This is a genomic window from Sulfurospirillum tamanense (genome assembly GCF_016937535.1).
GTDB classification, from domain to species: Bacteria; Campylobacterota; Campylobacteria; order Campylobacterales; family Campylobacteraceae; genus Sulfurospirillum_B; species Sulfurospirillum_B tamanense.
In genome coordinates, this window is sequence record NZ_JAFHKK010000009.1 from 1 (window position 1) to 24795 (window position 24795).

Annotated in this window: 28 protein-coding genes and 1 other RNA gene; 4 read left to right on the forward strand and 25 right to left on the reverse strand. The window is 41.8% G+C overall.

Translation table 11 applies throughout. The features are described 5' to 3' along the window. The 22 genes from JWV37_RS05380 to JWV37_RS05485 form a co-directional block, all read right to left on the reverse strand. Nucleotides 1-399, reverse strand: a 399-nt coding sequence (locus JWV37_RS05380) for a class I SAM-dependent methyltransferase (protein ID WP_205458754.1), incomplete at its 3' end; no start/stop codon positions are given. Between the two features lie 21 nt (nt 400-420). Further along, nucleotides 421-1626: a hypothetical protein gene (locus JWV37_RS05385; protein ID WP_205458755.1), complete on the reverse strand. Its 1206-nt coding sequence runs from the start codon at nt 1624-1626 to the stop codon at nt 421-423. Continuing rightward, nucleotides 1623-2309 (reverse strand): acylneuraminate cytidylyltransferase family protein, encoded by a 687-nt coding sequence (locus JWV37_RS05390; RefSeq protein ID WP_205458756.1) that lies wholly within the window; start codon nt 2307-2309, stop codon nt 1623-1625. The genes JWV37_RS05385 and JWV37_RS05390 overlap by 4 nt, the downstream gene beginning before the upstream one ends. Then, the gene (locus tag JWV37_RS05395) at nt 2309-3355 is read right to left on the reverse strand and encodes a nucleotidyltransferase family protein (protein ID WP_205458757.1); all 1047 of its coding nucleotides are present in this window, start codon (nt 3353-3355) and stop codon (nt 2309-2311) included. The genes JWV37_RS05390 and JWV37_RS05395 overlap by 1 nt, the downstream gene beginning before the upstream one ends. Beyond that, nucleotides 3352-4011: a PIG-L deacetylase family protein gene (locus JWV37_RS05400; RefSeq protein WP_205458758.1), complete on the reverse strand. Its 660-nt coding sequence runs from the start codon at nt 4009-4011 to the stop codon at nt 3352-3354. The genes JWV37_RS05395 and JWV37_RS05400 overlap by 4 nt, the downstream gene beginning before the upstream one ends. Next, entirely contained in the window at nt 4008-4889 is an 882-nt protein-coding gene (locus JWV37_RS05405; protein WP_205458759.1) for a formyltransferase family protein, read from the reverse strand. Before JWV37_RS05405 ends, JWV37_RS05400 begins: the two co-directional genes overlap by 4 nt. Continuing rightward, complete coding sequence (neuC, locus tag JWV37_RS05410) at nt 4886-6052, reverse strand: UDP-N-acetylglucosamine 2-epimerase (protein WP_205458760.1); 1167 nt, start codon at nt 6050-6052, stop codon at nt 4886-4888. The genes JWV37_RS05405 and neuC overlap by 4 nt, the downstream gene beginning before the upstream one ends. Beyond that, nucleotides 6049-7047 (reverse strand): N-acetylneuraminate synthase, encoded by a 999-nt coding sequence (gene neuB / locus JWV37_RS05415; RefSeq protein WP_205458761.1) that lies wholly within the window; start codon nt 7045-7047, stop codon nt 6049-6051. Before neuB ends, neuC begins: the two co-directional genes overlap by 4 nt. Beyond that, entirely contained in the window at nt 7044-7649 is a 606-nt protein-coding gene (locus JWV37_RS05420; RefSeq protein WP_205458762.1) for a NeuD/PglB/VioB family sugar acetyltransferase, read from the reverse strand. The genes neuB and JWV37_RS05420 overlap by 4 nt, the downstream gene beginning before the upstream one ends. Then, a complete protein-coding gene (locus JWV37_RS05425; RefSeq protein ID WP_205458763.1) occupies nt 7642-8007 on the reverse strand; it encodes a four helix bundle protein in 366 nt (121 codons plus the stop codon). Before JWV37_RS05425 ends, JWV37_RS05420 begins: the two co-directional genes overlap by 8 nt. Beyond that, nucleotides 8004-8375: a virulence RhuM family protein gene (locus tag JWV37_RS05430; RefSeq protein WP_205458764.1), complete on the reverse strand. Its 372-nt coding sequence runs from the start codon at nt 8373-8375 to the stop codon at nt 8004-8006. The genes JWV37_RS05425 and JWV37_RS05430 overlap by 4 nt, the downstream gene beginning before the upstream one ends. After that, nucleotides 8372-9517 (reverse strand): LegC family aminotransferase, encoded by a 1146-nt coding sequence (locus JWV37_RS05435; RefSeq protein ID WP_205458765.1) that lies wholly within the window; start codon nt 9515-9517, stop codon nt 8372-8374. Before JWV37_RS05435 ends, JWV37_RS05430 begins: the two co-directional genes overlap by 4 nt. Beyond that, complete coding sequence (locus tag JWV37_RS05440) at nt 9517-10707, reverse strand: UDP-N-acetylglucosamine 4,6-dehydratase (protein ID WP_205458766.1); 1191 nt, start codon at nt 10705-10707, stop codon at nt 9517-9519. The genes JWV37_RS05435 and JWV37_RS05440 overlap by 1 nt, the downstream gene beginning before the upstream one ends. Then, a complete protein-coding gene (locus tag JWV37_RS05445; RefSeq protein ID WP_205458767.1) occupies nt 10704-12452 on the reverse strand; it encodes an ABC transporter ATP-binding protein in 1749 nt (582 codons plus the stop codon). The genes JWV37_RS05440 and JWV37_RS05445 overlap by 4 nt, the downstream gene beginning before the upstream one ends. Before the next feature lie 3 nt (nt 12453-12455). Further along, a complete protein-coding gene (gene tviB / locus JWV37_RS05450; protein WP_240332046.1) occupies nt 12456-13727 on the reverse strand; it encodes a Vi polysaccharide biosynthesis UDP-N-acetylglucosamine C-6 dehydrogenase TviB in 1272 nt (423 codons plus the stop codon). Nucleotides 13728-13783: 56 nt separating this feature from the next. After that, the gene (locus JWV37_RS05455) at nt 13784-14131 is read right to left on the reverse strand and encodes a hypothetical protein (RefSeq protein WP_205458768.1); all 348 of its coding nucleotides are present in this window, start codon (nt 14129-14131) and stop codon (nt 13784-13786) included. Next, complete coding sequence (locus JWV37_RS05460) at nt 14107-15072, reverse strand: GDP-L-fucose synthase family protein (protein WP_205458769.1); 966 nt, start codon at nt 15070-15072, stop codon at nt 14107-14109. The genes JWV37_RS05455 and JWV37_RS05460 overlap by 25 nt, the downstream gene beginning before the upstream one ends. After that, complete coding sequence (locus JWV37_RS05465) at nt 15069-15386, reverse strand: type II toxin-antitoxin system RelE/ParE family toxin (protein WP_205458770.1); 318 nt, start codon at nt 15384-15386, stop codon at nt 15069-15071. Before JWV37_RS05465 ends, JWV37_RS05460 begins: the two co-directional genes overlap by 4 nt. Beyond that, on the reverse strand, nt 15379-15597 hold the full coding sequence (locus JWV37_RS05470; protein WP_205458771.1) for a hypothetical protein: 219 nt from the start codon (nt 15595-15597) through the stop codon (nt 15379-15381). The genes JWV37_RS05465 and JWV37_RS05470 overlap by 8 nt, the downstream gene beginning before the upstream one ends. A 31-nt stretch (nt 15598-15628) precedes the next feature. Continuing rightward, nucleotides 15629-16774 carry a GDP-mannose 4,6-dehydratase gene (gene gmd, locus JWV37_RS05475; protein WP_205458772.1) on the reverse strand — a complete coding sequence of 382 codons (1146 nt, stop codon included), beginning with the start codon at nt 16772-16774 and terminating at the stop codon, nt 15629-15631. 1 nt (nt 16775) lies between these two features. Next, nucleotides 16776-18164, reverse strand: coding sequence for a mannose-1-phosphate guanylyltransferase/mannose-6-phosphate isomerase (locus tag JWV37_RS05480; protein ID WP_205458773.1), 1389 nt, complete (start codon nt 18162-18164; stop codon nt 16776-16778). Continuing rightward, nucleotides 18161-18469 carry a MarR family EPS-associated transcriptional regulator gene (locus JWV37_RS05485; RefSeq protein ID WP_205458774.1) on the reverse strand — a complete coding sequence of 103 codons (309 nt, stop codon included), beginning with the start codon at nt 18467-18469 and terminating at the stop codon, nt 18161-18163. Before JWV37_RS05485 ends, JWV37_RS05480 begins: the two co-directional genes overlap by 4 nt. A gap of 207 nt (nt 18470-18676) precedes the next feature. Between JWV37_RS05485 and JWV37_RS05490 the strand changes: the two genes are divergently transcribed. The 4 genes from JWV37_RS05490 to JWV37_RS05505 all read left to right on the forward strand — a co-directional run bounded on the left by JWV37_RS05490 (nt 18677) and on the right by JWV37_RS05505 (nt 23137). After that, nucleotides 18677-19642: an MraY family glycosyltransferase gene (locus JWV37_RS05490; RefSeq protein WP_205458775.1), complete on the forward strand. Its 966-nt coding sequence runs from the start codon at nt 18677-18679 to the stop codon at nt 19640-19642. Beyond that, nucleotides 19636-21366 carry a polysaccharide biosynthesis protein gene (locus JWV37_RS05495; RefSeq protein ID WP_205458776.1) on the forward strand — a complete coding sequence of 577 codons (1731 nt, stop codon included), beginning with the start codon at nt 19636-19638 and terminating at the stop codon, nt 21364-21366. Before JWV37_RS05490 ends, JWV37_RS05495 begins: the two co-directional genes overlap by 7 nt. A 274-nt stretch (nt 21367-21640) precedes the next feature. Further along, a complete protein-coding gene (locus tag JWV37_RS05500; protein WP_205458777.1) occupies nt 21641-21847 on the forward strand; it encodes a helix-turn-helix domain-containing protein in 207 nt (68 codons plus the stop codon). Then, nucleotides 21848-23137, forward strand: a complete 1290-nt coding sequence (locus tag JWV37_RS05505; RefSeq protein WP_205458778.1) for a HipA domain-containing protein — start codon at nt 21848-21850, stop codon at nt 23135-23137. Between the two features lie 116 nt (nt 23138-23253). Here JWV37_RS05505 and ssrA read toward each other — a convergent pair. The 3 genes from ssrA to JWV37_RS05520 form a co-directional block, all read right to left on the reverse strand. Beyond that, nucleotides 23254-23622: a transfer-messenger RNA gene (gene ssrA, locus JWV37_RS05510) on the reverse strand. 10 nt (nt 23623-23632) lie between these two features. Next, on the reverse strand, nt 23633-24373 hold the full coding sequence (gene trpA / locus JWV37_RS05515; protein WP_205458779.1) for a tryptophan synthase subunit alpha: 741 nt from the start codon (nt 24371-24373) through the stop codon (nt 23633-23635). Beyond that, nucleotides 24370-24780 (reverse strand): Hpt domain-containing protein, encoded by a 411-nt coding sequence (locus tag JWV37_RS05520; RefSeq protein WP_205458780.1) that lies wholly within the window; start codon nt 24778-24780, stop codon nt 24370-24372. The genes trpA and JWV37_RS05520 overlap by 4 nt, the downstream gene beginning before the upstream one ends. Nucleotides 24781-24795: the final 15 nt, after the last annotated feature.

Here is a 24795-nt window from a genome sequence, read left to right on the forward strand (position 1 = left end):
CCCAGACCAAAAATGCTCTATTACACCAAAAGACCAATATCCATCAAAACTATCATCCAAAAAAGGCAAATTCATCACATCTGCAACTTCCAAGTTTAGATTTGGATATTTTTCTAGCACTCTATTTACAGTCTCTTCAGCATAATCAACCCCAACAACATCAAATCCAGCATTTTGAAGAGCTATAACTTTACCGCAAAGTCCACACCCACCTTCTAAAATCTTTGTTCTGCTATTGAGATATTTTTGTGTTATTTGAGGATATATTTTACTCAATCGCATTCCTGGGTCACCAACTATTCCTTCAGACCATTTTTTATCCCAGTATTCAGATGTGGCATTTTTTTCTATAACAACTAGTCTATTTGTATCAATGTCTATATATGTTTTTCTTTTCATTTATTTCCTACTTCTATAAATCTAATCTTTGACAATTTTATCTACCACTTTTTTTACATTTTCCCCCAATGACTCAGCCGGATAAAACAATGAACGAATATCTTGCGAGAAAGAATTACACACTTCGAGCAAATGCTCCTTGTTGGAAAAGCAATCATAAATCTCTTTTTTTGCTTCTTCGCCATCGCTAATTAAGTAATATTTTTTTCTGTCATACAATAAATAATGATTAATATGGTAAGCATTATTAAGTTGCTTGGCAAGCGTTGAAAACTTATTTTGAGAATTAATTTTAATCTGCATAACGGGAAGTCCAAAAAGGGCTGCATCAATAGCAAATGTCGTCCCAAGGTTAATAACTAAATCCGCCATAAGCATTTCTTTAATCCTTGTTTCATTATAACTTTCAGCCAATAAAAGATTTTCTTTTTCTCCATGTGTATTAAATGAACATATTTCAACATTATCATAGCATCGAAATAGATTAAACATTTCTGGTTTCTGGTTAGGTTTTGGCTTAATTAACAGCTTTAGACCCATTTCCTTAAGTGCTGTGCACAACAAAGTAACAAACTCGCATTCTTCCTTAAAAAGACCTCTTGGGGCTGTTTCTGAAAATGTGAATGCATACATAACTATAAAAACATTATCCTTTTTCAGAGGCTTTTTCCTACTCTCAAAAATATAGCGAAATGGCATTGGAAAAGATATGCCATAATTTACATCATGGTTAAATCTCTTCCAGTCACACAGTAAAGTTTCGTTCCAGCCAAAAACAAATTTAGACTTATGGCCCGATGCCTTGTCCAAAGAGGGATGGTCCCAACTTCCAATAAACGTATAAACATCAAGCTCCTTGTGTACAAGGAGCCAAGACAAGTGTATTTTTGTAACATAAACAATTTTTTTGCTTTTAAGTGGATTTTTTACAAGAAAACTAAAAATTGTTTTGTATAAAAAAAGGAGTCCCTTACATGCTCCCTTGCTAAAAAGAAAATTGCATGTCCTATTTAAAAACGAGTGTGTCTTTATTGCAATATAGTGCTTTTTTTCAATTTCTTCCAGAAAGATAGTTTCTCCTTTTGAAATTAAATCAGGAAAAGCACTTAGAACGCTTTTGGAAACACAAAAGTAAATCTTATAATTTCTTCTAAGGCACTCTTCTATATATGGCACCAATGACGCAAATTGCAATGGATACCTTCCCATAAATGTTATTTCTCTCAAGAATGCTCCTTAATGTATTTAGCCATCTCAAAATCAATCTCTTCGTCAATATCAACAGAGCTTTTTCTATCCATCTTGTAAGCAAAGATATTTTCTTTTAGAAAAAAACTTTTTTCTTCTAAAAGCTTATCTGTTTTACATATATAAATAGCGCCATTCAGCCTAAAAAACTTTTCCAAGTCTTGACTTCGTTTACTTAAAACCTCATCTCTTAAAAAACCTTTCATGCTTCCATCGTTTGGTAGTGTGTTGGCCCAAAGTGGGCTATGGTCCATTTCTGCTACACTTATAATGGCGTCAGCATTTTTTTCTTCAAGTAGTCCTATGGCTTCATCAATATGTCTTGCATTCCTCAATGGACTTGTAGGCTGCAGCAACACTATATAATCATACTTTTCAAAATTATTTACAGCATGCTCTATGACATCAAAACTGCCGGCCGTGTCACTTGCAAGCCCATCGGGCCTCTTGATAGTCTCTGCTCCATGCTGCTTTGATATCTCTAAAATCTCATCATCATCACTACTTACTACCACTCTATCAATATAGTTGCTTTTTAGTCCAGCTTCCACACTCCAAACGACAAGAGGCTTCCCACATAAAACAAGTATATTTTTTCTAGGCAATCTTTTGCTTCCGCCACGCGCTGGAATAATCGCTAAAAAAGTTTTATTTTTATACATTAAAACACCTCACCATACTCATCATTGGCCTTTTTGTACTCTTCTATCCGCCCGATGTCCAGCCAATACTCTCTAAGCGGAAACGAGATAGCATTTTTATTGTCACTTATAATCTTGTCAAAAAGCGTAGGCATGTCGTAAAATTTATTTTGCGGGATAAGTTCAAGCACTTCGGGTGAGAGCATGTATATCCCAGCACTTACAAAAAACTTATGGGTGGGTTTTTCTTCTATTGAGAGTATTTTGCTGTTCTTTACATGCACAACCCCATAAGGTACTTGAAAGTCGTATTCTCGCACACACATGGTTCCCGTGGCATTGTTTGCCAGATGGTAGTCGTGTAGGTGCTCAAAGTTTACGTTAGTCAGCAGATCTCCATTCATGACAAAAAACGGTTCTGTTGGCTTTACATGTAAGAGACTCAACGCTCCTGCTGTGCCCATTCTTTGCTCTTCAAAAACATACTCTATGCTAACACCAAACTCGCCACCATCTCCAAAATACTCTTGTATCACGTGTGATTTGTAGTTCACACACATCACGATGTTAGCATAGCCATACTCTGCAAATTTTTCTATGATGGTCTGGAGAATCGGCTTGTTGCCCACTTTGAGCATGGGTTTTGGGGTGTTGTCTGTGAGCGGTCGCAAGCGCGTGCCAAGTCCTCCTACCATTAGTACAACTTTATTTGTTTTTTGCCTTGGCTTGATGAGTTCTTCTATTTCCTGAATACCAACTATCTTGCCATTTTCATCTACGATGGGTATCTGATGCAGTTTTTTGGCAAGTGCTATCTTCAAAATCTCTTCTTTGGTGTCGCTAATGGTGGCGATGGTCGGGGTCGTAAAGGTGATGCTCTCAATAGAACTATCCAGAGTAAGCCCTTTGAGCAGCCCCCGCCTTATATCTCCATCGGTCAAAGTGCCTATTAGCCTATCGTCATCGTCCACGATCAAGGCGATTTGCATAGCTGCTTTGTCTATAATCTCTAAAGCTTCTTTTATGGTTGCGTTTTTATTGATCTTTATATTGTCTATGTTTTTCATTTCACCTCTTTCAAAAGAACAAAACTCTCAGCATATTCGCATCCACATGTGGCGCCCCTAAAAGTTGCCAGCGCTCTTATGTTTCGTTCACTTCTTGGAAAGGGATGTTCGGCTATTTCGCTTTTAAAAACTTTCATAATCTCTATCTTTTTTTCAAAAAAATCACTTATATCTACAAATACATTTGGCACGAAACCCTCTTCTTTAATGCTTGGCGCAAATTCTGTTTCGCTCAAAGTTTCCATCATATAAATTTTTTTGATAAAAGGATAACGGAATGATTTTGTACAGCTATAACTCACTTCAAATATTTTTCTATGATCACTATGAACATCACCTTTAAAAGGAAGATAGATAGTATTTGGTTGCACCTCATTGATTACTTTAGAAATAGCACCAATAAGCTCACTCATAGAATATTCGTCAACTTGCATTGTTTTTAGACGTAGATTATGCACACTATCAAAGCCATACATGGCACCGACAAAGCTTAGTTCTTTTTCTCTTTGTGTATAGTAATTGTGGTCTTTGCTTAGCGTCGTACAAATAAGCCAATGAATTTCATCCCCGCTTGCTTTATGTTTTAGCAAGGTTCCTCCGCATCCCAAAGTTTCATCATCTGGGTGAACAGCAACTATTAAGACTTTGTTATTCATAGATACTCCCCAACTTTTGGTAGTTCTTTAAAATCATGTTCAATAATTTTTATTGCTTTATCATAGGTTTTTACAATAATTGCCTTATTGCTATTTTCTAAAACTTTTCCAAATTCAATATTATCTTTATCAAATTCTATCTCCTCAACTTTCCAAACAGATACATCTTGTCCATTGTATTCAATATGTGCTCCAATATAAGGTTTTGTCAATGCACGAACAAGATTATAGATTGCATTTGATGTCATTCTAAAGTCAATTTTTCCGTCAGCTTTTCCTCTTTTTCTCCAAACATTAGCTTTGTCGTGATTTTGCCTCACCCTTTTAAAGCTATTTTTTTGAAGTTTTGGCAAAAAATCTTTTATTTGATTTAATGCTATATTTGAAATTTTACTATACAAACTTTTCGCATCATCTTCATATGAGATTTCAAACTCTTCTTGAGATAAAATATCCCCATCGTCAGCGCCTTCTTGCATAAAAAAGAAAGTTGAAGCACTTTTTTTAAGCCCTAAAGCCAGAGCCCAAACAAGTGGATGCCTTCCTCTATTTTGTGGCAATGCGGCAGGATGATAGCCAACTACACCCATAGGCGCTAAAGTCAACAACTCTTTTTTTATTAAACTTGACCAGCCAAAGCAAAAAATGATGTCAGGACTCAAGGTCTTAACCCACTCAATATTTTCTCTTGAATTAATATCATCTATACATTTATAAGGTATTTTATTTTCTTTGCACAGAGGCGTTAAGTCTGCAAAATCACTATTAAAGGTTGATTTTGCTTTTGCACAAACTCCAACTACTTCTGCTTTTAATTCAATTAGCCTATTCAAAGCTTTATATGAAAGCTCAACCGTTCCTATGAATAAAATTTTCACACATTAACCTTTAAGTCATAAAAAGATTTTTTCAAAATATTTCCCAAATCTACAGTTTTTAAAACCTCAACTATTTTTTTACTAGCACATCCATCGCCATAAGGATTTTTAGTAGTTTTTAGAATTTCTTGAAATTCTTGTGAATATAGCTTCGCAAAAGCTTGTTGGATTGAGCTTTTATTTGGCCCACAGTCAATTACACTGGCAGCCTTTATGCGACCTTTTTGCCTATCCCCTATGTTTATTGTTCCAATTTTAAAACTAGGAGTTTCGGCTAGTCCACTAGAGCTATTGCCCACTACAGCATCTACAAGTTGTAAAGCACTTAGGTATTTTAGCTGCCCTAAAGAGGTAAATCCTACTGATTTATCAGAATTTTTTGCTACATACTCATCTATCATTTGGTTTATAATCCTGCCGTCGGTGTCGCTATTTGCTTTTGTAAAAATGGTGTTTGTGTCTTGCAACTCATCAATAGCATCGAGCAACTCTTGAAATTGGTCTTTGGCGGTTGCATTTTCCAAAGTCACAGGATGAAAAGTGACTAGGATATTTTTTTTATTAAGTTTAAAATCAATAGACTTTTCAAACTCTTTGCATGTAAGAAGATTTAATCTTTTGATATTCTCAATCCCCATACCGCCTACATTAAACACTCTGCTCGGATGTTCTCCAAGCTGAATAACTCTATTTCTGTACTCTTCTGTTGCCACAAAATGCAAATGGCTCATTTTGGTGATGCTATGGCGAATTGGCTCATCGATTAATCCCTCAGTGGCTTCGCCACCGTGCAGATGGGCTATGGGAACGCGCGCTATCATCGCAGCGCTTGCGGCGCTAAAGATTTCGTATCTATCTCCCAAGACAACAACCACGTCAGGCCTTAGCTCTTCGTAGGCTTCCGCAAAAGATATTTGAGCCAATCCCATTGACTTTGAAATGCCAATAGGCGTGTCAGAAGACAAAAGCATCTCAATTTTTTTGCTACATGTAAACTCTTTTTCTATTTCTTTATACGTTAAACCAAACTCAGGGCTTAGATGCATCCCTGTGGCTATGATTTGAAGCTCCAATTCACGGTCAGATTCTATCTCCCTCATAAGCCAATAGAGCAACCCGTATTCCGCTCTAGTACCTGTAACTACACAAATTTTTCGTTTCATATCAACTCATCTTCTTTATAATCTTTGAGCGCAACAGTTCCCATAATCTCATCCCATCGCATAGGACTTATACCATTTCCTGGGCGCTTGATGGTGATATTTCCTTCGCTTAAGATGTCGCCTTTTTTGATGGCTTTTTTTGCCACTATACTTTTTCTAACTATTGCCTTGTTTGGCATTTCACTTTTGCTAGGTTTTTTTATGCTACTTCCTAGTGCTAGCTCTATATTGCGGATGGCTTTCACCATGGCCTTTAGCTCATCTGGTTCTAGGCTCGCTTTGTGGTCTGGGCCTTCCATCGTTTTATCAAGTGTGAAGTGTTTTTCTATGCAGCTCGCCCCCAATGCCACTGCCGCTATATCCACCTCTATGCCTAGAGTATGGTCACTGTAGCCGTACGCCACATCAAAAGTAGTACCGATAGTCACCATAGCTTTTAAGTTGACATCTTCCATGGGAGTGGGGTACTGCGTGTTGGCATGAAGTACGGTGATGTTTTCTTTTTTCGTGCCAGCACTTGTGAGGATGTCTAGCGCATCTTCTATCTCTCCCATGTCCGCCATACCAGATGAAAGGATGACTTTTTTGCCCAGTTTTCCTAGGTATTTTAGATAGGGAAGATTAGTAATCTCACCACTTGGGATTTTAAATATATCAAGACCCAAGTCGCTCAAAAGCTCTATGCTGTCATGGTCAAAAGGGGTGGAAAGAAACATGATGTTTTTTTCCTTGCAGTATGCTATGAGTTCTTTGTGAATATCAACATTAAGCTCAAGCTTTTTGAGCATGTCGTATTGGGACTCATTTTTACTTGTCGTGTCTTTTTGGTACTCCGCTTTTTGCGCATTTTTGGACGCAAGCTTATCGGCCTTAAAGGTTTGAAATTTCACCGCATCCGCCCCAGCTTCTGCTGCTACATCGATGAGCTTTTTGGCAAGCTCTAAACTTCCATTGTGGTTTACCCCCGCTTCGGCTATGATGAAAACTTTTCTCATTTTACTATACTCCCCGCTTTGATAAAACCATCTATAGTGACATACTCTTTACATGTAGCGTTGCTTCCGTAGAAAGTATTTGCCTTTACATGTACACCACCGTTGATGATAGCGCCTGTGCTGATGTGGCAGTGTTCTTCTATGTGCACATCGTGCTCTACGAGGGCTTTTGAATTGATGATACAGTTTTTACCCACACTTGCGCTGGCGTTGACTAGCGCGTGGTGCATCACTACTGTTCCTTCTTCTAGTTTGGCGTGTTTAGATACATACGCCAAGGGTGAAATAATAACAGGGAGTGTAAAACCAACCTCTTTGGCAAGATTAAACAACCTAACGCGCAAAGCGTTTGATGTGATGTGACCTACAGTGATGAGCGCATAGTTGCATGTAGAAACAAACTGTTTTAAGTCATCATCGCAGCCTATGACATCATAGCCCAATACTTTCTTGCCGATGTTTTCTTTGGTGTCTATGATGCCTAAGATGGTGTAAATGTTTTGTTGCTCGATGACATCGACAACTGACTTGCAGTGCCCCCCGCCGCCGATTAAGATAATGTTTAATTTTGAATTTTGAATTTTGAATTCTTTGTTATTCATTTGTCGGCCTTGATGATTTTACTATGCTTGTTAGAAGTTTGATAATTTCTTCAATATCTAAAACCAATGATGCCACATGATTGTCGTTAGTATTTAAATAATCGGTTTTGGCCAGTAAGTCTATCCAGTATTTTGTCTCTCTTGCTTCTTTACTTGCTATGCTCATCTTTGATATAAAGTCAGCTTTACTTTGTCCTGCTTGGGCTTCGTTTATATTTGCTCCTATTGATGTACCACTTCTTAGAAGTTGCTTTGACAAGACATATTCTTTTTTTTCATCACAAAGGTACTTGTAAAGTTTTACAATCCTTACAGCAAAAGCAAATGATTTATCTAAAATGATATTCTCCTGCTTCATGCCGCTTTACCATCATTCAAAATTAAACATTTAAAATTCAACATCGAATCAGTTGCCCACTGGCGAAACCTGGTAGCTTTATGAGAACTTACCCTGTAGCCCACACTTATAATGGCGTCTAAATTATAGTGCTTGATAGTTCTTTTTACTTTTCTAGCACCCTCTTGGCGAACTACCGAGAAATCCTCGGTAGTTACAATTTCGTCCAATTCTTGCTCTTTATATATATTTTTTAAGTGCAAACTGACATTATCAGTGCTTGTTTCAAAAAGTTCTGATATTTGAATTTGACTCAACCAAACAGTATCGCTTTGAATGGAGATTTCAAGCTCAATTTCACCGTCGTTGTATTTAACTAAATCACTCATACTGGAAGCCTCACGCTACTTGGGATATTCACAACCCGCTCTTCAAGATATTTTGCATTTTTTAGCTCTGTGCATTGACAATTTTCAAACATAACCAGCTCATTCATGAGTTTCCAAATGGGGCGGGTCATCACGCCTTGGTCGTTGGTGAATTGTAAAAAAGCATCACGCTGTGCCTTGTCCTTTAAAATCACCGCATTAAGCCAGTAGTTTGACTGGCTATCTTTTGGCTCTTTGACAAATTGCGCATCTTTACATGTAAGAAAAAACTCCTCGTAAGCTAGCGCTAAATTTCTCTTGTTTTCCAAAAATGCCTCTAATTGCTCAAGTTGTGCTACCAACAGCGCAGCATTGAGGTTTGGCATGCGGTAGTTGTAGCCCGACTCATCATGAACGAACTCCCATCGGTGCGGGAGCTTAGCTGTCGTGGTGAGGTGTTTGGCTTTTTTTGCTAAAACTTCATCATCAGTGACGATGACGCCGCCGCCGCCGCTAGTGATGATTTTATTGCCGTTAAAAGAAAAGGTGCCAAGCTGTCCAAAGGTTCCTGTATGTTTGTTTTTATAATAGCTTCCTAAGCTTTCAGCGGCATCTTCAACAAGAGAAATCTTCCATGTATCACAAATTTCTTTGATGGCGTCTATCCGACACGGATGCCCAAAGGTGTGCATGGGAACGCACGCCTTGGTGGTTTTTCCAGTGGCTTTGTTGATGCATTGATTGTTCTTTAATGTGCAGTTTTCTTTCAAAAATTTATCGAGCGATTCGGGACTCATGCCAAGGGTATCCATGTCCACATCTACAAAGACAGGGCTCGCTCCGCAGTACGCTATGGCGTTACATGTAGCGATAAAACTGAGTGGTTGCGTGATGACTTCATCACCTTTCTCTACACCCGACAAGAGCAAGCTTGCATGTAAAGCCGCTGTGCCATTTACTGTCGCCACGGCATACTTGCTGCCCACGTAAGAGGCAAATTCTTTTTCAAACCGCTCCACATACGCCCCAACGCTTGAAACAAAGGTGGAGTCGATGCAATCATTCAGGTATTGCTTTTCGTTACCCATAAAACGTGGTTCGTGCAAAGGGATGAAATTATTGGTGCTAAATGCGTGCTTGATAAACTCAACAATGCGCAGCATTACATTTTTCCATCAAGGTATTTACCCGTCTCTTTGTGCGCAAAATCGGGAATAAGCTTGAAAAACTCTTGCACGATTTCTTCCTTTGTCCACGCAAGATTTTGCTTGTAGTGTTTGATTGTATTTTCAAAAGCATTTAACTTCGTCTCATCAAATACGGTTTCGTTTTTAATGACGCCTAGGTTTACAAATCGCTCCATGTCCAGTGCTTCTTTTTCAGTAAAAAATTCTTCGAAGTCCTTTTCGCCCGTGGTGTCACTAGGCGTGAAAAGACAGGGCCATTTTCCTTTTTCTGGAAGCGTGCTGGCCAGTTCTCTGGCTTCATCTTCATCTTTACATGTAAAAGGTTCAAAACCTTTTGCTTTGAGGTATTTTACCGCAATATCCGCAAAGGTAATCAGGTGTAAATGTTCGCTTAATTTTGGGAAAAAAATGTCTCTATTTTCCCCAAAAATACAGCTCATCAAGCACAGCTCACCACTCTCTTGTGGCGTCACAAAATACCGCTTGATGTCATTAGGTGCCACAATAGGCTGGCGTTTTTCTAGCCGTTGATTAAACCCATGAAGCAGCGAACCATCGCTAAAAGCCACATTGGCAAAACGCGCCATTGAGATAGTGATGTCTTTAGACCTTCGCATGGCAAACATCTCCATGATGCGCTTACTCGCACCCATCATGTTTACAGGATTTGCCGCCTTGTCCGTGCTCACGCAAAAGTATTTTTTGACACCTTTTTTGATGGACTGGCGCAGTGTTTTGTCGGTATTGAAAATATTGGTTTCTATCATCCGCATGAGCGTAAAAGGGTCTTTTTCGCTACGCACATGTTTAAGAGCTGAGAGGTTTAGCACATAGTCGTACTTCCCGTCCGCTTCGATAAACGCATCGTATTCCACACTCCCAACATCAAGAGCAAATGTCTGAAAATCCCCGTCAATGTAGCCAAAAGAACTACGAATGTCCCGCACCAACTCCACCATGTTGTTTTCCGAAATGTCAACAACATGAAGTTTTCTAGGATTGCGTTTAAATATCTCCTTGGTTACAGCTTGGCCTATACTTCCAGCCCCACCAAGAACAAGAAAGGAGGAAGAAGAGACGATTTTTCTTAAGTCAGACTCATCTTGTTTGATGTCTTCTGTAAAAAGTGCTTGTGTTCTGCCTATGAGGGTTAGAATATCCATCAAGCTTCATCCTTTTCTTTCACATTGACTATTCTGCCATTTTCTAAAGTGATAATTTTACTACAACGTTCTACCGTACTAAGCCTGTGAGCTATCATAATAATTGTTTTAGTGCCACTCATGTTGTCGATAGCTTTCATGACTTCTGCTTCGGTTTGGTTGTCTAGTGCACTTGTGGCTTCATCTAACACAAGGAGTTCTGGCTCATGATAAAGTGCACGAGCAATGCCAAGTCGCTGTCTTTGCCCACCGGAAAGCCGCACGCCTCGCTCGCCAATGATGGTATCGTACCCATGGTCTAGTCGCGAGACAAACTCGTGCACTTGGGCCATCTTGGCCACTTTTTCTACTTGAACTTTGTCTATTTTCTCTTTGTCAACCCCGAAGGCAATGTTGCTCACGATGGTGTCATCTGCCAGAAAGATGCTCTGAGACACATAGCCAATGGCGTTTTGCCACTGGCGGATGTTGTTGTTGGCAAGCTCGTGATTATCAACCATGATTTTGCCATTTGTTGGATTTAGTAGTCCCAATACCACATCCACCAAAGTACTTTTCCCAGCCCCAGTAGTGCCTATGATACCTACAGTGGTATTGGCCGCGATGACTATATCTATATTATTGAGTGCAGGGGTGGTGGTGCCGGGGTAGATGAAAGAAATATTTTCTAGTTTTAGTTCGTTTTGTAGTCTTAGGCGACTGTGGTCGTTTGCAATGGTGATACAATCGTTAGAAGTGCTCAAATCTTCGAGTATATTGTCTATGGCAGCGACGCCAAACTTTATAGCGGTCATGGATTTGTATATAATTTGTACAGCAGGCTTGAGCTTGAGCGCGCCCAGTGCATAGAGGCCAAGCACTGGCAGTAGCACGCCTATGTCTGCGCCGTCACTCGCTAAAGCATACATGGCCATAGCCAGCAAAGCCCCAAAGGCAATGACTTCTACAAGATACTGCGGTATCTCGCCCAATGTTTGATTGGTAGCGTTGTAGTGTGAGAATGCATAAGAAGGTGCATTGAAACTATCCAAATATACCTTTTCTCTTCCTAATACCTTAAGGTCTTTGATGCCGCCTATTGTCTCGGAGGTAATCTTAAAGCGCTGTGCATTTGCCTTGGCGCGTTTTTGACCGATGCGACCAAGGTACTTGCGGACTGTAGCGTACATGAGCACATAAAACCCACCAAAAAGACCTGCCAATATAAATGCAAGCACAGGGTCAACTAACACCAAAAACCCAACAAGTGCTATGACAAGTATGGCATAGGTAGTGAGATTCAAAGAAGGCAATATGGCCTGATTTATGACTACATCGGTTTCAGATAAAATGACTTTGCCAATGTCACTACTGTTGCGAGAGAGAAAGAAGCCATAAGGCTGATGCAGGTATTTTCTAAGAAGCTTTTGCCCGATGCTATGGCGGCGCATGTTTAAAAAGCGAAACTTAGCATAGCTAGTGACGCTGCGCACAACGGCGCTGATGAGTAGCATCACGAGTGCAAAAATTCCTAATACCATCAAAAAGCTGTCTTTGCTTTTGAAGTTCAAAGAGGTGTAAACTGCGTTTAGATACGAGTTGGTCTCTATAGACTCTGGATTTCCTAACACTGAGAGAAAAGGCATGATAGACCCTACACCAAGGACTTCTAAAAATGCCATGAGTATCATGAGAAAAAGCAAAAGCAAGGCACGCTTTTTTTCGTGCGAAGTTAAGAGAGTCCAGATTTTTTTATAAATATCAGTCATTTACTACAACCGCCCATCCGTTCGAGCTAACACACCCTTGATATCATACACCACATTATCTTCCGTTTTTAGCTCCAAGGATTTAAATTCCTCGTGCGCTACGGCTAGAATGATTGCATCATAATGTTGAATGCTGAATGTTGAATGTTGAACTAAGTCAAGATTATACTCACGTTTCACCTCTTTTGCATCCGCCCACGGATCATACACATCTACCTCACACCCAAACTCTTGCAATTCCTTAATGACGTCAATCACTCTAGAGTTTCTAATGTCGGGGCAGTTTTCTTTAAAAGTGATGCCAAGGACTAAGACCTTACTGCCTTCTATCTTGTGCCCTTTTTTGATCATCAGCTTGATGACTTGATTGGCCACGTAGATGCCCATGTTGTCATTGAGCCTGCGGCCCGCTAGGATGATTTCAGGGTTGTAGCCCACAGCTTGGGCTTTGTGGGTGAGATAGTAAGGGTCCACGCCGATGCAATGCCCACCCACAAGGCCTGGCTTAAAGGGTAGAAAGTTCCACTTCGTGCCTGCGGCTTTGAGCACTTCGCGGGTGTCAATGCCAAGCTTGTTAAAGATGATGGCCAGTTCATTCACAAAGGCAATGTTGATGTCGCGCTGAGTGTTTTCGATGACTTTGGCCGCTTCGGCTACTTTGATAGATGAAGCCAAGTACGTGCCTGCGGTGATGACACTTTTGTAAAGCGCATCTACTTTTTGGGCGACTTCTGGCGTAGAGCCGCTGGTGACTTTGAGAATCTTCGTGACCGTGTGCTCTTTGTCACCCGGATTAATGCGCTCAGGCGAGTAGCCACAAAAAAAGTCTTGGTTAAAGACAAGCCCCGAAACCTTTTCAAGCACAGGCACGCACTCTTCCTCCGTAGCACCCGGATATACGGTAGACTCGTAGATGACGATGTCGTTTGGCTTGAGGACTTTACCCACGGTTTCACTCGCCTTGATGAGTGGCGTAAGGTCGGGGCGTTTGTGCGTGTCGATGGGCGTAGGAACCGTGATGATGTACACGGTGCAGTCTTTGATGTCTTCGATATTAGTGCTTACATGTAAAGCATTTTTACCCAAGCTTTTATTGTGCGCAGGTAAGACCGCTTTGAGTTGCTCAGGGGTTAGCTCCTTGGTGGTGTCCATACCATGACTCAGTTCATCAATGCGTTTTTGGCTAATGTCAAAACCGATGACTTCGTATTTGCCAGCAAAGGCATGTGCAAGGGGAAGGCCGACATAACCTAGTCCGATGATGGCGAGTTTCATAAGTATTCCTTGTATTTTTAAAAATTGAATTTTACACTTTTTGTTCTTTGGAGGCTTTAAAAAGCGACTCCTTGTGCCTTTTCTTTATGCCTTGCTTCTAGATGTTGCATACTTTTGTTTTGGACTTTGTCGTTAAAAATTCTCACCCTTGACTTGATAGGCGAGAAGGTATCAACACCGAAGTCGTCGATTGTTTTAGAAGTTTTCGTGCCAAGCGACTGGTTGCGGGACATGGTATCTATCTCTTCTTTGGTTGCCCTTCTGTCGCTACTCACACTTTCCCATCCACTCTTTGGCACACCGCCTTTGGCAAGCTTGACTTCAAAGTCTTCCCATTCGATGTCGGTTAGTTTTTGGATGAGTTGCCGCTTGGTCATAGTTACTGGCGCTGCCCCACATACCACCCATACACCCTACGCACACCCTCTTCTAACTCAACGTTGTGTTTCCACCCAAGCGCGTGTAGTTTTGAGGGGTCGGTACGTTTTATTAGAGTGCCGTCGGGTTTTTGGGTGTTAAATACCAACTCGCCTTTAAACCCAACGCTCTTTTTGATAAGCTCAGCCAACGCTTTGATGGACACATCCTCGCCCGTACCGATGTTAATGTGGGTGTTGCGCACCTCTTTACATGTAGAGCCATAGAGGTCTTTAAAGTCCACTTTTTCCATCACAAACACGCATGCATCGGCCATGTCTTCAGAGTAGAGGAATTCACGCCGTGGTGTGCCGCTTCCCCAGATTTCAACGCTTGGGGCGTTTTGCTCTTTGGCTTCGTGCATTTTTCGCATGAGTGCGGGGAGTACGTGAGAGGTTTCAAGGTCAAAGTTGTCGTTTGGGCCGTAGAGATTAGTAGGCATGACGGAGATGAAGTTCGTGCCGTACTGGAGGTTGTAACTCTCACACATCTTGATGCCCGCTATCTTGGCGATAGCATAGGGTTCGTTGGTGTATTCGAGTTCGCTTGTAAGCAGGGAATCTTCTTTCATGGGTTGTGGGGCGTTTTTGGGGTAGATACATGTAGAGCCCAAAAAGAGTAGTTTTTTAACACCATGCACGTAGCTTTGGTGGATGACATTGTTTTGAATCTGAAGATTTTCATAGATAAAATCGGCTCGGTACGTGTTGTTCGCGACGATGCCACCTACTTTGGCAGCAGCAAGGAAAACGTACTCGGGTTTTTCTGCCTCAAAAAACGCGCGGACTGCTTCTTGGTCTGTCAAATCAAGCTCCCCGTGGGTGCGGGTGATAATGTTGCTGTAGCCTTTACATGTAAGGGTTTTTAAAATGGCACTTCCAACCAATCCACGGTGTCCTGCTAGGTAGATTTTAGATGTTTTGTTCATTTATCATTCTCTTGATTCAATTTATTTGCATAGTCAGTCGAACCATGAAAGATTCTAATCAAATAAACTTCTTCTGTATCGTCCAATATTTTATAAATCACTATATGACTCTCATGGACTAAAACTCTACACTCTCTTTTGATAAGTTTATTTTTACACTCTATGCCCATATGTGGATTTAGGCGTAATAGCCCTATCTTTTCTTCATATCCACGTAAATACTCTAGGGCATTTTGTGCACTTTGGGATGCTATGTGTTCAATGGCTTCATTGATATCTAGCTGAGCTTGATTGGAGTATCTGACACTATGCATATTTTCTTTTTATTTCAGACATAATATCTTCATGCGATTTACCACTCATGCCAGAACTCAAGCCTTTATCAATCTCTTTTTCAAGATACGACCAGTCTTCTTGGGTAGTTTGTTTTTCAAGTATCTCTATTTCATTCTTTGGAAAACTACTCAAGTATTTCAACACCTTGTCAACTAATTTGTCCTGAACATTGATTTGAAATGTATGCATCATCTGTCCTTTTTATTTTATTTTATCAAAACTACTCATAATAGCTCATCGTCTTGTAGCCACCCTCTTTGAGGTAGACGTCTTTTGTCATGAGTTTCAAGTCACTTGCCATCATGTCTTCTACAAGATTTTGCAGGTTATATTCACGCTTCCAGCCTAGTTTTTGCTCGGCTTTGGTTGGGTCGCCTAGGAGTAAGTCTACTTCTGTTGGGCGGAAATAGCGTGGGTCGACCTCGACGACTGTAGCGCTAAGTGTTAAGTGTGTAGTGTTAAGGTTTAGTTCTTTTGTTCTATTTTCATTTATAGCGTCGATGATCCCTTTTTCTTCAACACCCACGCCCTCAAATCTAAGCGTTATCCCACAGTAGTCAAAGCTCATCTTTACAAAGTCTCTAACAGTGGTAGTTTGTCCCGTGGCAATAACCCAGTCTTCAGGCTCCTTTGTTTGCAAAATCATCCACATCATTTTGACATAGTCTTTCGCATGGCCCCAGTCGCGCTTGGCGTCAAGGTTGCCCAGATAGAGTTTATCCTGAAGACCTAGGGCTATTTTGCTAGCCGCGCGAGTGATCTTGCGCGTTACAAAGGTTTCCCCACGCACAGGGCTTTCGTGATTAAATAAAATCCCATTGCACGCAAACATCCCGTACGCCTCGCGGTAATTGACGGTAATCCAGTAGGCATACATCTTCGCCACCGCGTAAGGAGAGCGTGGATAAAACGGTGTGGTTTCACGTTGGGGTGTTTCTTGGACTTTTCCGTAGAGCTCACTCGTGGAAGCTTGGTAGATTTTTGTTTTTTTCTCTAAACCCAAGAGTCGCACGGCTTCGAGGATGCGCAGGGTTCCTGTGCCATCGGCATTGGCCACGTACTCGGGGGTTTCAAAGCTTACATGTACATGGCTCATGGCCGCAAGGTTGTAGATTTCATCGGGTTGGGTTTCTTGGATGATGCGTGTGAGGTTCATGGAGTCGGTCATGTCGCCATAATGCAAAATGAGATTGCGGTTTTCCACGTGGGGGTCTTGGTAAAGATGGTCAATACGGTCCGTGTTAAAAAGCGAGGCACGGCGTTTGATGCCGTGAACGATGTAGCCTTTTTTGAGTAAGAATTCTGCGAGATACGAGCCATCTTGCCCCGTAATGCCAGTGATTAACGCTACTTTTTGCTGTGTCATGTTAGTTTTGCTCCCTTTGGTAGTCATCTTCGAGCCGCACGATGTCATCTTCGCCTGTGTATTCACCCACTTGGGCTTCGATGATGACAAGTGGTAATTTTCCTTGGTTTTCTAGTCGGTGGATTTGGCCAGCTTTGATGTAGGTGGATTCGTTAGGGTTAAGAATAAACGTTTCCTCCTCGACCTTCACAGTAGCACATCCGCTCACGACTATCCAGTGCTCGTTGCGGTGAAAGTGTTTCTGAAGGCTGAGGCGTTTGCCAGGCTTCACCTCTATGCGTTTGATTTTATAGCCAGGCGAATCTTCTAGCACGGTGTAACTCCCCCATGGTCGGTACCCTGTAAGATGCGTAGCGCCAAGAGTTGAGTGTTGTGCATTTAGTTCTTGGACGACTTTTTTAACCTCTTGCGAGCTTCCACGTTTGGATACAAGCAGCGCATCTCCCGTATCGACGATGATACACTCCTCCATGCCCACCGTGGCGATGGCACGCTCTGCGCCGTAGATAAGGTTGTTTTTAGAGTCAATAGCGATGTGCCGAGGGTTTTGAGTGTTTCCATTGCTGTCTTTAGGCAGTGTTTCGTAAAGGCTATCAAAACTCCCCACATCGCTCCAACCAATATCACTTGGAACAACTTTAACTTTTTTGCTTTTTTCCATCACTGCGTAATCGATGCTATCAGAAGGAATGGCCTCCATGAGAGAATGCTGGATTCTTATTGTTGAATGTTGCGTGGTTTTATGCTCAAACGCGGCTTTACATGTAGCGTATATTTCAGGCGAATGGACTTGGAGTTCTTCCAAAAATACACCTGCTTTAAACAAAAACATGCCGCTATTCCAGTAGTAGTTTCCCGCTTTTAGGTATTTTTTAGCGGTATCAACATCAGGTTTTTCATGAAATGCCTTTACATGTAAGCCTTCTGCCTCGATGTATCCAAAGCCAGTTTCAGCAAAGGTTGGCGTAATGCCAAAGGTGACAAGGTTCCCCTCGCGCGCAAGGGATTGTGCTTTTTGGATCGCCTTTTGGTATTCTCTCTCGTCTTTAATGAGATGGTCGCTTGGTGTTACTAGCACAAGCTCCTCTTTTTCTAACGCCATGCAAGCTAGCGCAATAGCAGGGGCGGTGTTGCGCGGTGTTGGCTCTAGCAGAAAAGTCGAATCATGGGTTTTAAATGTTGCATTTTCCTCAAGTTGATCAAGGGCAAGAAAATATTGCTCCGTGCTGGAGACAATCAACAAACGCTCACAGATACTAATATTGCGCTCTAAAGTGAGCTGAAAGAGGGATTTTTTATCAAAAAGTTTGATGAATTGTTTAGGCATGAGTGTGCGACTAAGAGGCCAAAGTCTTGTCCCAGAACCGCCACAGAGGATGATATTAGTCATTGCCGCCCCTTCATTTTTTCCAACTCCCTTTGTAACTCTTCATACTCGCATTTTTTGCGGGCGATAAACTTCTCCGTTAGCTTGATTTTTTCTTCGATGCCTTCTTTAGTGAGGAGGTATTTGTAGTTTTTCTTTTGGGTAGAGTTGGCAAAGTTTTCAACTTTAATGAGGCCTTTGAGGGTGAGGGCTTTGAGGATGTAATTAACCTTGCCAACTGAGTAGCCAATCTCATCAGCAATGGATTTTTGCGTGACAACTTTGTCTGTGAGGCGCAAGATTTTTAGCACCGCTTCTTCATTTGCCAATCAACACTCCTTTACATGTAAAAATGAAATTTAAAAATTGAATTTTACACCTTCTGCACTTTGAATGGCTTTAATGTTTAATTAATTTCTGCATTATTTTATGTAATTATAATTACTACAAAGCCCGCAATTGTAGGCTTTGGCGCTTACTTATTTTTGAGTTTCTTCTTGTTATAATACGCCACAACACTTCATAAAAGGGTCTGCTTGCTTTACTTCATTGCATTTTTAGCTGCCTTTGGACTCACCTACCTTGTCCGCCACTACGCCCTCAAAAAATCCCTCTTAGCCGAAGTTAACGCGCGCAGTTCTCACACAACCCCCACGCCCCATGGCGGTGGCGTTGCTATCGCACTCACATGGTTTGCGGGACTTGGGTATCTTTACATGTACGGGCAAATTGCCTCTCCTCTTTTTTTCGCACTGTTATGGGGGGTGCTCTTGTGCGGAGTGAGTTTTTTAGACGACTTAATCGAACTTAAACCTCGCATTCGCCTTGGGGTTCAAGTGCTCGTCGCCCTTGGCGGACTCTTTAGCCTTGGCGGGTTTCACACGCTTGCTCTAGGCTTTTTAGACATTTCAAGCCCTCTGCTTACCACGCTTTTTGCCCTCTTGCTCATCTTGTGGTACATCAACCTTTATAACTTCCTAGACGGCATCGACGGCTACGCGGGAAGCGAGGGGATTTTTCTTGGGCTTGCGGGACTTATGCTGTTTGGTGGCGCACACTTTGGGCTTTTAGCGGTGTGCATTTTGGGCTTTTTGGTTTGGAATTGGCACAAAGCCAAGATTTTTATGGGTGACGTGGGCAGCACACTTTTGGGCTATAATGTGGCTATTTTTACGCTCTACTACGCCACCCTTGAAAGCAGCAACTTGTGGGTGTGGATTGTCCTCTTTGGGCTGTTTTGGGCCGACGCCACGCTAACGCTTTTGCGACGTTTTTTACAAAAGGAAAAACTCTCTCAAGCCCACAAAAAACACGCCTACCAACGCCTCGTGCAAGCGGGCTGGAGACACGACCACGTGGTGCTTGGGGGCATGGTGGTAAATGTGCTTTTGCTAGGCATGATCCTCTTCTTGCCCCTTTGGGCAAGCTTTACATGTAGCCTTGTATTACTTGGGCTTGTGTTGGTCTTTGTAGAAAAACGAAAAAGGTTTGTTTCATGCTAGGAATTGATAAACGTATTTTAAATTTTTTGGTCATCATTCTTCTCTCTTTGGGGACCTTTTGGTGGACGTTTCTCATTTTTCACAAACCTTTTCACTGGCAAGGTGTTGCGCTTGTCATCGGCGCGCGTTTTTTGGCTTCTTTACTCATTTTTAAAGACTATTCTCTGAGTTGGTCGCGCGCTTCGCAATTAACCTTTTTACTTAAAAGCGTTGTCTATTTGGCTGCTTTTGCGGTGTATATGCCGCTGTTATACACCAAGATTCCCATCGCCCTTTTGGCGTCAGAACTCTTCTTTTACCTCTTTAGCATCAATTTTGCCATGTACCTCTACAGTTATTTGGTCAACAAAAACAAGGTAACAAAGACAAAAAACGTTGTCATTTTTGGCGCAGGGAAAGCGGGCATGAAACTGGAAGAAGAGTACCGAGGGAGTGAATTTAAAGTGAAATATTTTGTGGACGATGACCCCATTTTACACAAACGTTCCATCGACAGCATTCGTATCCTCTCACCCAAAAAACTCAAAAAACGCTTAGGCAACACCAAGTTGGACTTGCTTGTCATTGCCATGCCCTCCGCCCCAAAAGAGCGCACTAAAAAGATTTACACTGAACTTTCTCCCTATTTTCATACAGTTAAAATCTTACCTTCTTTGGAAGAAATCCTTCAAGACAAAAACTTTGCCACCCAACTTAAAGACATCTCCGTTGAAGACCTTTTGGCCAGACGCCCCAAAGACTTAGATAGCCTAGCCATCGAACAATTTATCAAAAACAAAAAAGTACTCATCACAGGAGCCGGAGGAAGCATCGGCAGTGAAATCAGCCGCCAATGCGCCAAATACGGCGCAAGCAAGCTCATCTTGCTTGATCACAGTGAGTACAATCTCTACGCCATTGCCGAAGCACTGTGTGAGTACAAACCCACGTTGGTCATGCAGTCAGTCATTAACCTTGACCTTCTTGCCCAAACTTTCCAAACCCATCGGCCCGACATCGTCATTCATGCTGCAGCGTACAAACACGTCCCCTTAGTAGAAGAAAACATCACCGAAGCCATCCGCAACAACATCCTAGGCACCAAAAACGTCATCGACTGCGCCATCGCGCACAACGCCCAAAAATGCGTCATTATCTCCACCGACAAAGCCGTGCGCCCCACCAATGTCATGGGGGCCACCAAGCGCATCTGCGAACTCTACGCCCAAAACATCAACACCCCTCAAAACACTGAAATCGTTGCGGTACGTTTTGGCAACGTCCTAGGCTCAAGTGGCAGTGTCATTCCCAAGTTCAAAGCTCAGATCGCCGCAGGTGGGCCCATCACCGTGACACACCCAGACATCACCCGCTACTTCATGCTCATCCCCGAAGCCTGTCTCTTAGTGCTTCAAGCGGCGAGCATTGGCAAGGGGGGTGAGATTTTCATCCTCGACATGGGCGAGCCTGTCAAGATTGTCGATTTGGCAAAAAAGATGGTTGAATTAAGTGGAAAAAAAGAAGTGGACATCACGTTTACTGGGCTTAGACCTGGAGAAAAACTGTACGAAGAACTGCTCATCGAAGGTTCTGAAACCTCCACCCAATACGAGTCCATCACCGTCGCAAGCCAAACCCACTACCCCATCGAAAAACTCAACGGGGATATTGAAGCCCTTCTTACATGTAAAGAAAAGGTAAAAAAACTCAAAGAAATTGTGCCAGAATTTGACCACAAACCCTAAAAAATGGTGGAAGTCGAGGGATGGCACTGGCTATTTATTCCCCTATTAATAGGGGAATAAAAGTTTATTAGACACCTCGAAGTCAAATCTCTGTATCAATAAATACACTATAGTATGTTTATTGATACTTTTTGCATTTATTCTCTATTAACTACGCAATAGTGTTGTTTTTAATTTGCAATTAATGTACAATTTCAAAAAACACATTAAAGTGTGGTTATTGGAGCATGGCATGAGAATTGTTAAGCAGAGAAACCCACCAAAAGAGACCGTATTGAAAACTTCAGAAGATTTTGGGAAGCTGATTGTTTCAAGACGAACTTCTCTTGGACTCACACAACAAATGGCAGCACAATTGTGCAATATCAACACGCAAACACTTGCAAAAATTGAAAAAGGCAATGCACTTACTGGTCTTAATAATGCGTTAAAAGTAGCGGCAAATCTTGGCATTAAAATCCAATTTACAATAGAGGATTAAATGAATAATTTTTTACACATCTTTTATCAAAACAGAGTAATTGGCCGCTTAGAGGCAGATGATGCTGAAAATTTTTCACTTTCTTACTCTAATGACTGGAAAGAGAGTGGTTTTCCCATATCTCCCGCCTTGCCTTTATCTGGAAACTTTACGTCAAAAGATGTTAAAAATTTTATCGTAAACCTTTTGCCAGAAGGTGAGGGGTTAGAAAAACTAAGCCAATTGTGTCAAATCAGCAAAGCCAATCACTTCGGACTGTTAAGAGCTATAGGAAAAGAAACATCTGGGGCCCTCTCTTTTGGTACAGAAAGTGCCATTGCAACAACTTTTAGAAAAGTAAGCCAAGCAGAGCTAACCCAAAGAATTTTAGATAGAAAAAAGACCCCCATTACCGTTTGGGATGGAAAAGTAAGACTATCTTTGTCTGGAGTGCAGGAAAAATTACCTGTTGCAATCATTGATGGCGAGTTTGGTTTTGGCGAAGGAGATCTAGCTTCGACACATATTTTAAAATTTGGCAATAATGACAATTTAGTATGGAACGAGTTTTTATCACTTGAGCTTGCAAAGGCAGCAGGACTCATGGTTAACAAGGCTCAAATTCGTTATTTCAGCGAAGAACCTGTTCTTTTCATTGAGCGATTTGACCGAGAAATTAAAGATTCGGGAAAACAGGTAAACAAGCTACATTTGATTGATGGTTGCCAACTTCTTTCTATGCCGCCAAGTTACAAATACGAGCGGAATTTTGGCAAGGGAAGAGATGTGCAAGATATCAGGCAAGGCGTCACCCTCCAAAAGCTATTTGGCGCACAAAATCATATGGTAGTCCCGGCGCTCTACCTTCACTCTTTAATCACGTGGAAACTCGTCAATCTGTGCTTAGGCAATAGCGATGCTCACGGAAAAAACATCTCTTTTTTCATCAACACATCAGGGAAGCTCCAGCTTACGCCGTTTTACGATATTGCAAACATTACACTTTATGAAGAGTATGACCATGATTTGGCTATGGCAATTGGAGATCAGTTTGAAATGATGAAAATTTCCGCTTACGACTTAGCGCTTCATTGCAACACCATCAACATAAAAGAAACCCTTTTAATCTCTATTTTTAATACTATCCAGACAAAAATATTGAAGCATATAGAGTCCAAAAAACTTCACAGTCTAAACTCCATAGACAGCTCTTTTGTAGAAGAATTTTCAAACAACATTGTCGCAAGAATGGAATATCTTAAACATAGCATGGATGAGTTAAAGCAGGGTGATTTTAGGGGATATTTTTAATCTTATCCAAGGCAACAAGCTCGCTTATTGTCTCTATCTGAAACCATAAAAGAGCTTTCTCTGAGGGGCTGTAAAATACAAATCTAGCACAGATAGTAATCTACAATAAAAATATATGGTGGAAGTGTGGGGAATCGAACCCCAGTCCAAAAACAACTTAACCTCGGCGTCTACATGCTTAGCAGAACTGTTAAATTTCATCTTGTGTCGTACAGTTCCCAAAACTTCACCAGACTAAGACCTAAGGCTCAAAATGCGCGCGGTCACGTCGCATCTCAAAGCTATCTATGGGGGTTAACCTCGCCGAAACTGCCTAGATAGCATCCGCAGAGCGAGGCCTCCTAAAAGGTTACTTACGCAGCTTTAGCGTAAGCAGGAGCGTAATTTGTATTGTTTGCGTTTAAGTTTAGTGGATTGTTTTGCGCCAAATCCAAGGCGGCATGCAACCAAAGCCAACCTGCTCCTGTCGAAGCCAAGTCACTCCCACAGAAAACCCTAAGAATTAATAACATCCTTAATGGTTCGCGCAAGGGTCGATATCTTACTCACTTTCTGTGTTCCTGTCAAGCCCTCATCCAAAAGCACCTTCACAAAGGCACTTCCCACAATAACCCCGTCTACCCCTTTGGCTTTTTCTTTAGCGGTTTTTTCATCCACGCCAAACCCTACATAAATAGGCGTTTGAGTGACGCTGCGAATGGTTTCAATCGTAGGTGCCAAGTCTTCCGCTGCCCCGCTTCCGGTGATGCCCGCGTAAGCCACGAGGTAAATAAACTTTTGACTCTCTTTGGCCACCATCGCGATGCGTTCACGCGAATGGGTTGGCGCAACAAAATCAATCAAATGCAACCCTGCACCCTCAACCAAACCTTTGTACCCTTGCGCCTCTTCATGAGGCAAATCAGGGATGATAAATCCATTTACCCCCGCGTGTCTTGCCTTGGCGATAAAATAGTCCATCCCTTTGTGATAGAATGGATTAAAATACCCCATCCACATCGTGTCTATTTTGGGTGCTATTTGCGCGGAAATCTCAAACAAATGCTCAAGCTTGAAGCCCTGTTGCAAGGCTTTCAAATTTGCCGCTTCAATCACAGGACCGTCCGCCACTGGATCCGAAAAAGGAATCCCAAGCTCGAGGGTGTCTACTCCGTTCTCTTTCAGGCTTAACGCCACATCAATACTCAACTGCACATCGGGGAATCCCGCCGTAATATAGGCTACAAGGTGTTTCAATTTTTTTCCAATTCAAAAGGTACTTTAATAATAAGAGGGTTAAGCATCGAGAAGTAGGGAGCGTCATTTTCTATATCTTGACGGTAAGAGGCAAACTGATCGCTTGTTAACAACAACCAATCGATAAACGCTTCACTGGCGGGGCCTTTGAGTAGTCTGGCTTCCTCTACGACTTCTTCCCCCAAGGAGGCAAGTTTGATAATGGGGTCAAGGCGCACAAACCCTGCTGCGGATTTGATGTTATGGAAAATGCGAAACAATTCGCCAATATTTTCCTCATACAGTCCTTGCTTGGAAAGCCCAATGATGAGGGGTTCCATCGACTCACACATGATGCCATAGTGGGTCATAAAATCCTCAACAATTTCGAGGTCAAAATCAAGTTCCATTTGTGAAAAAATACCCATCAAACCTTCCTTCCA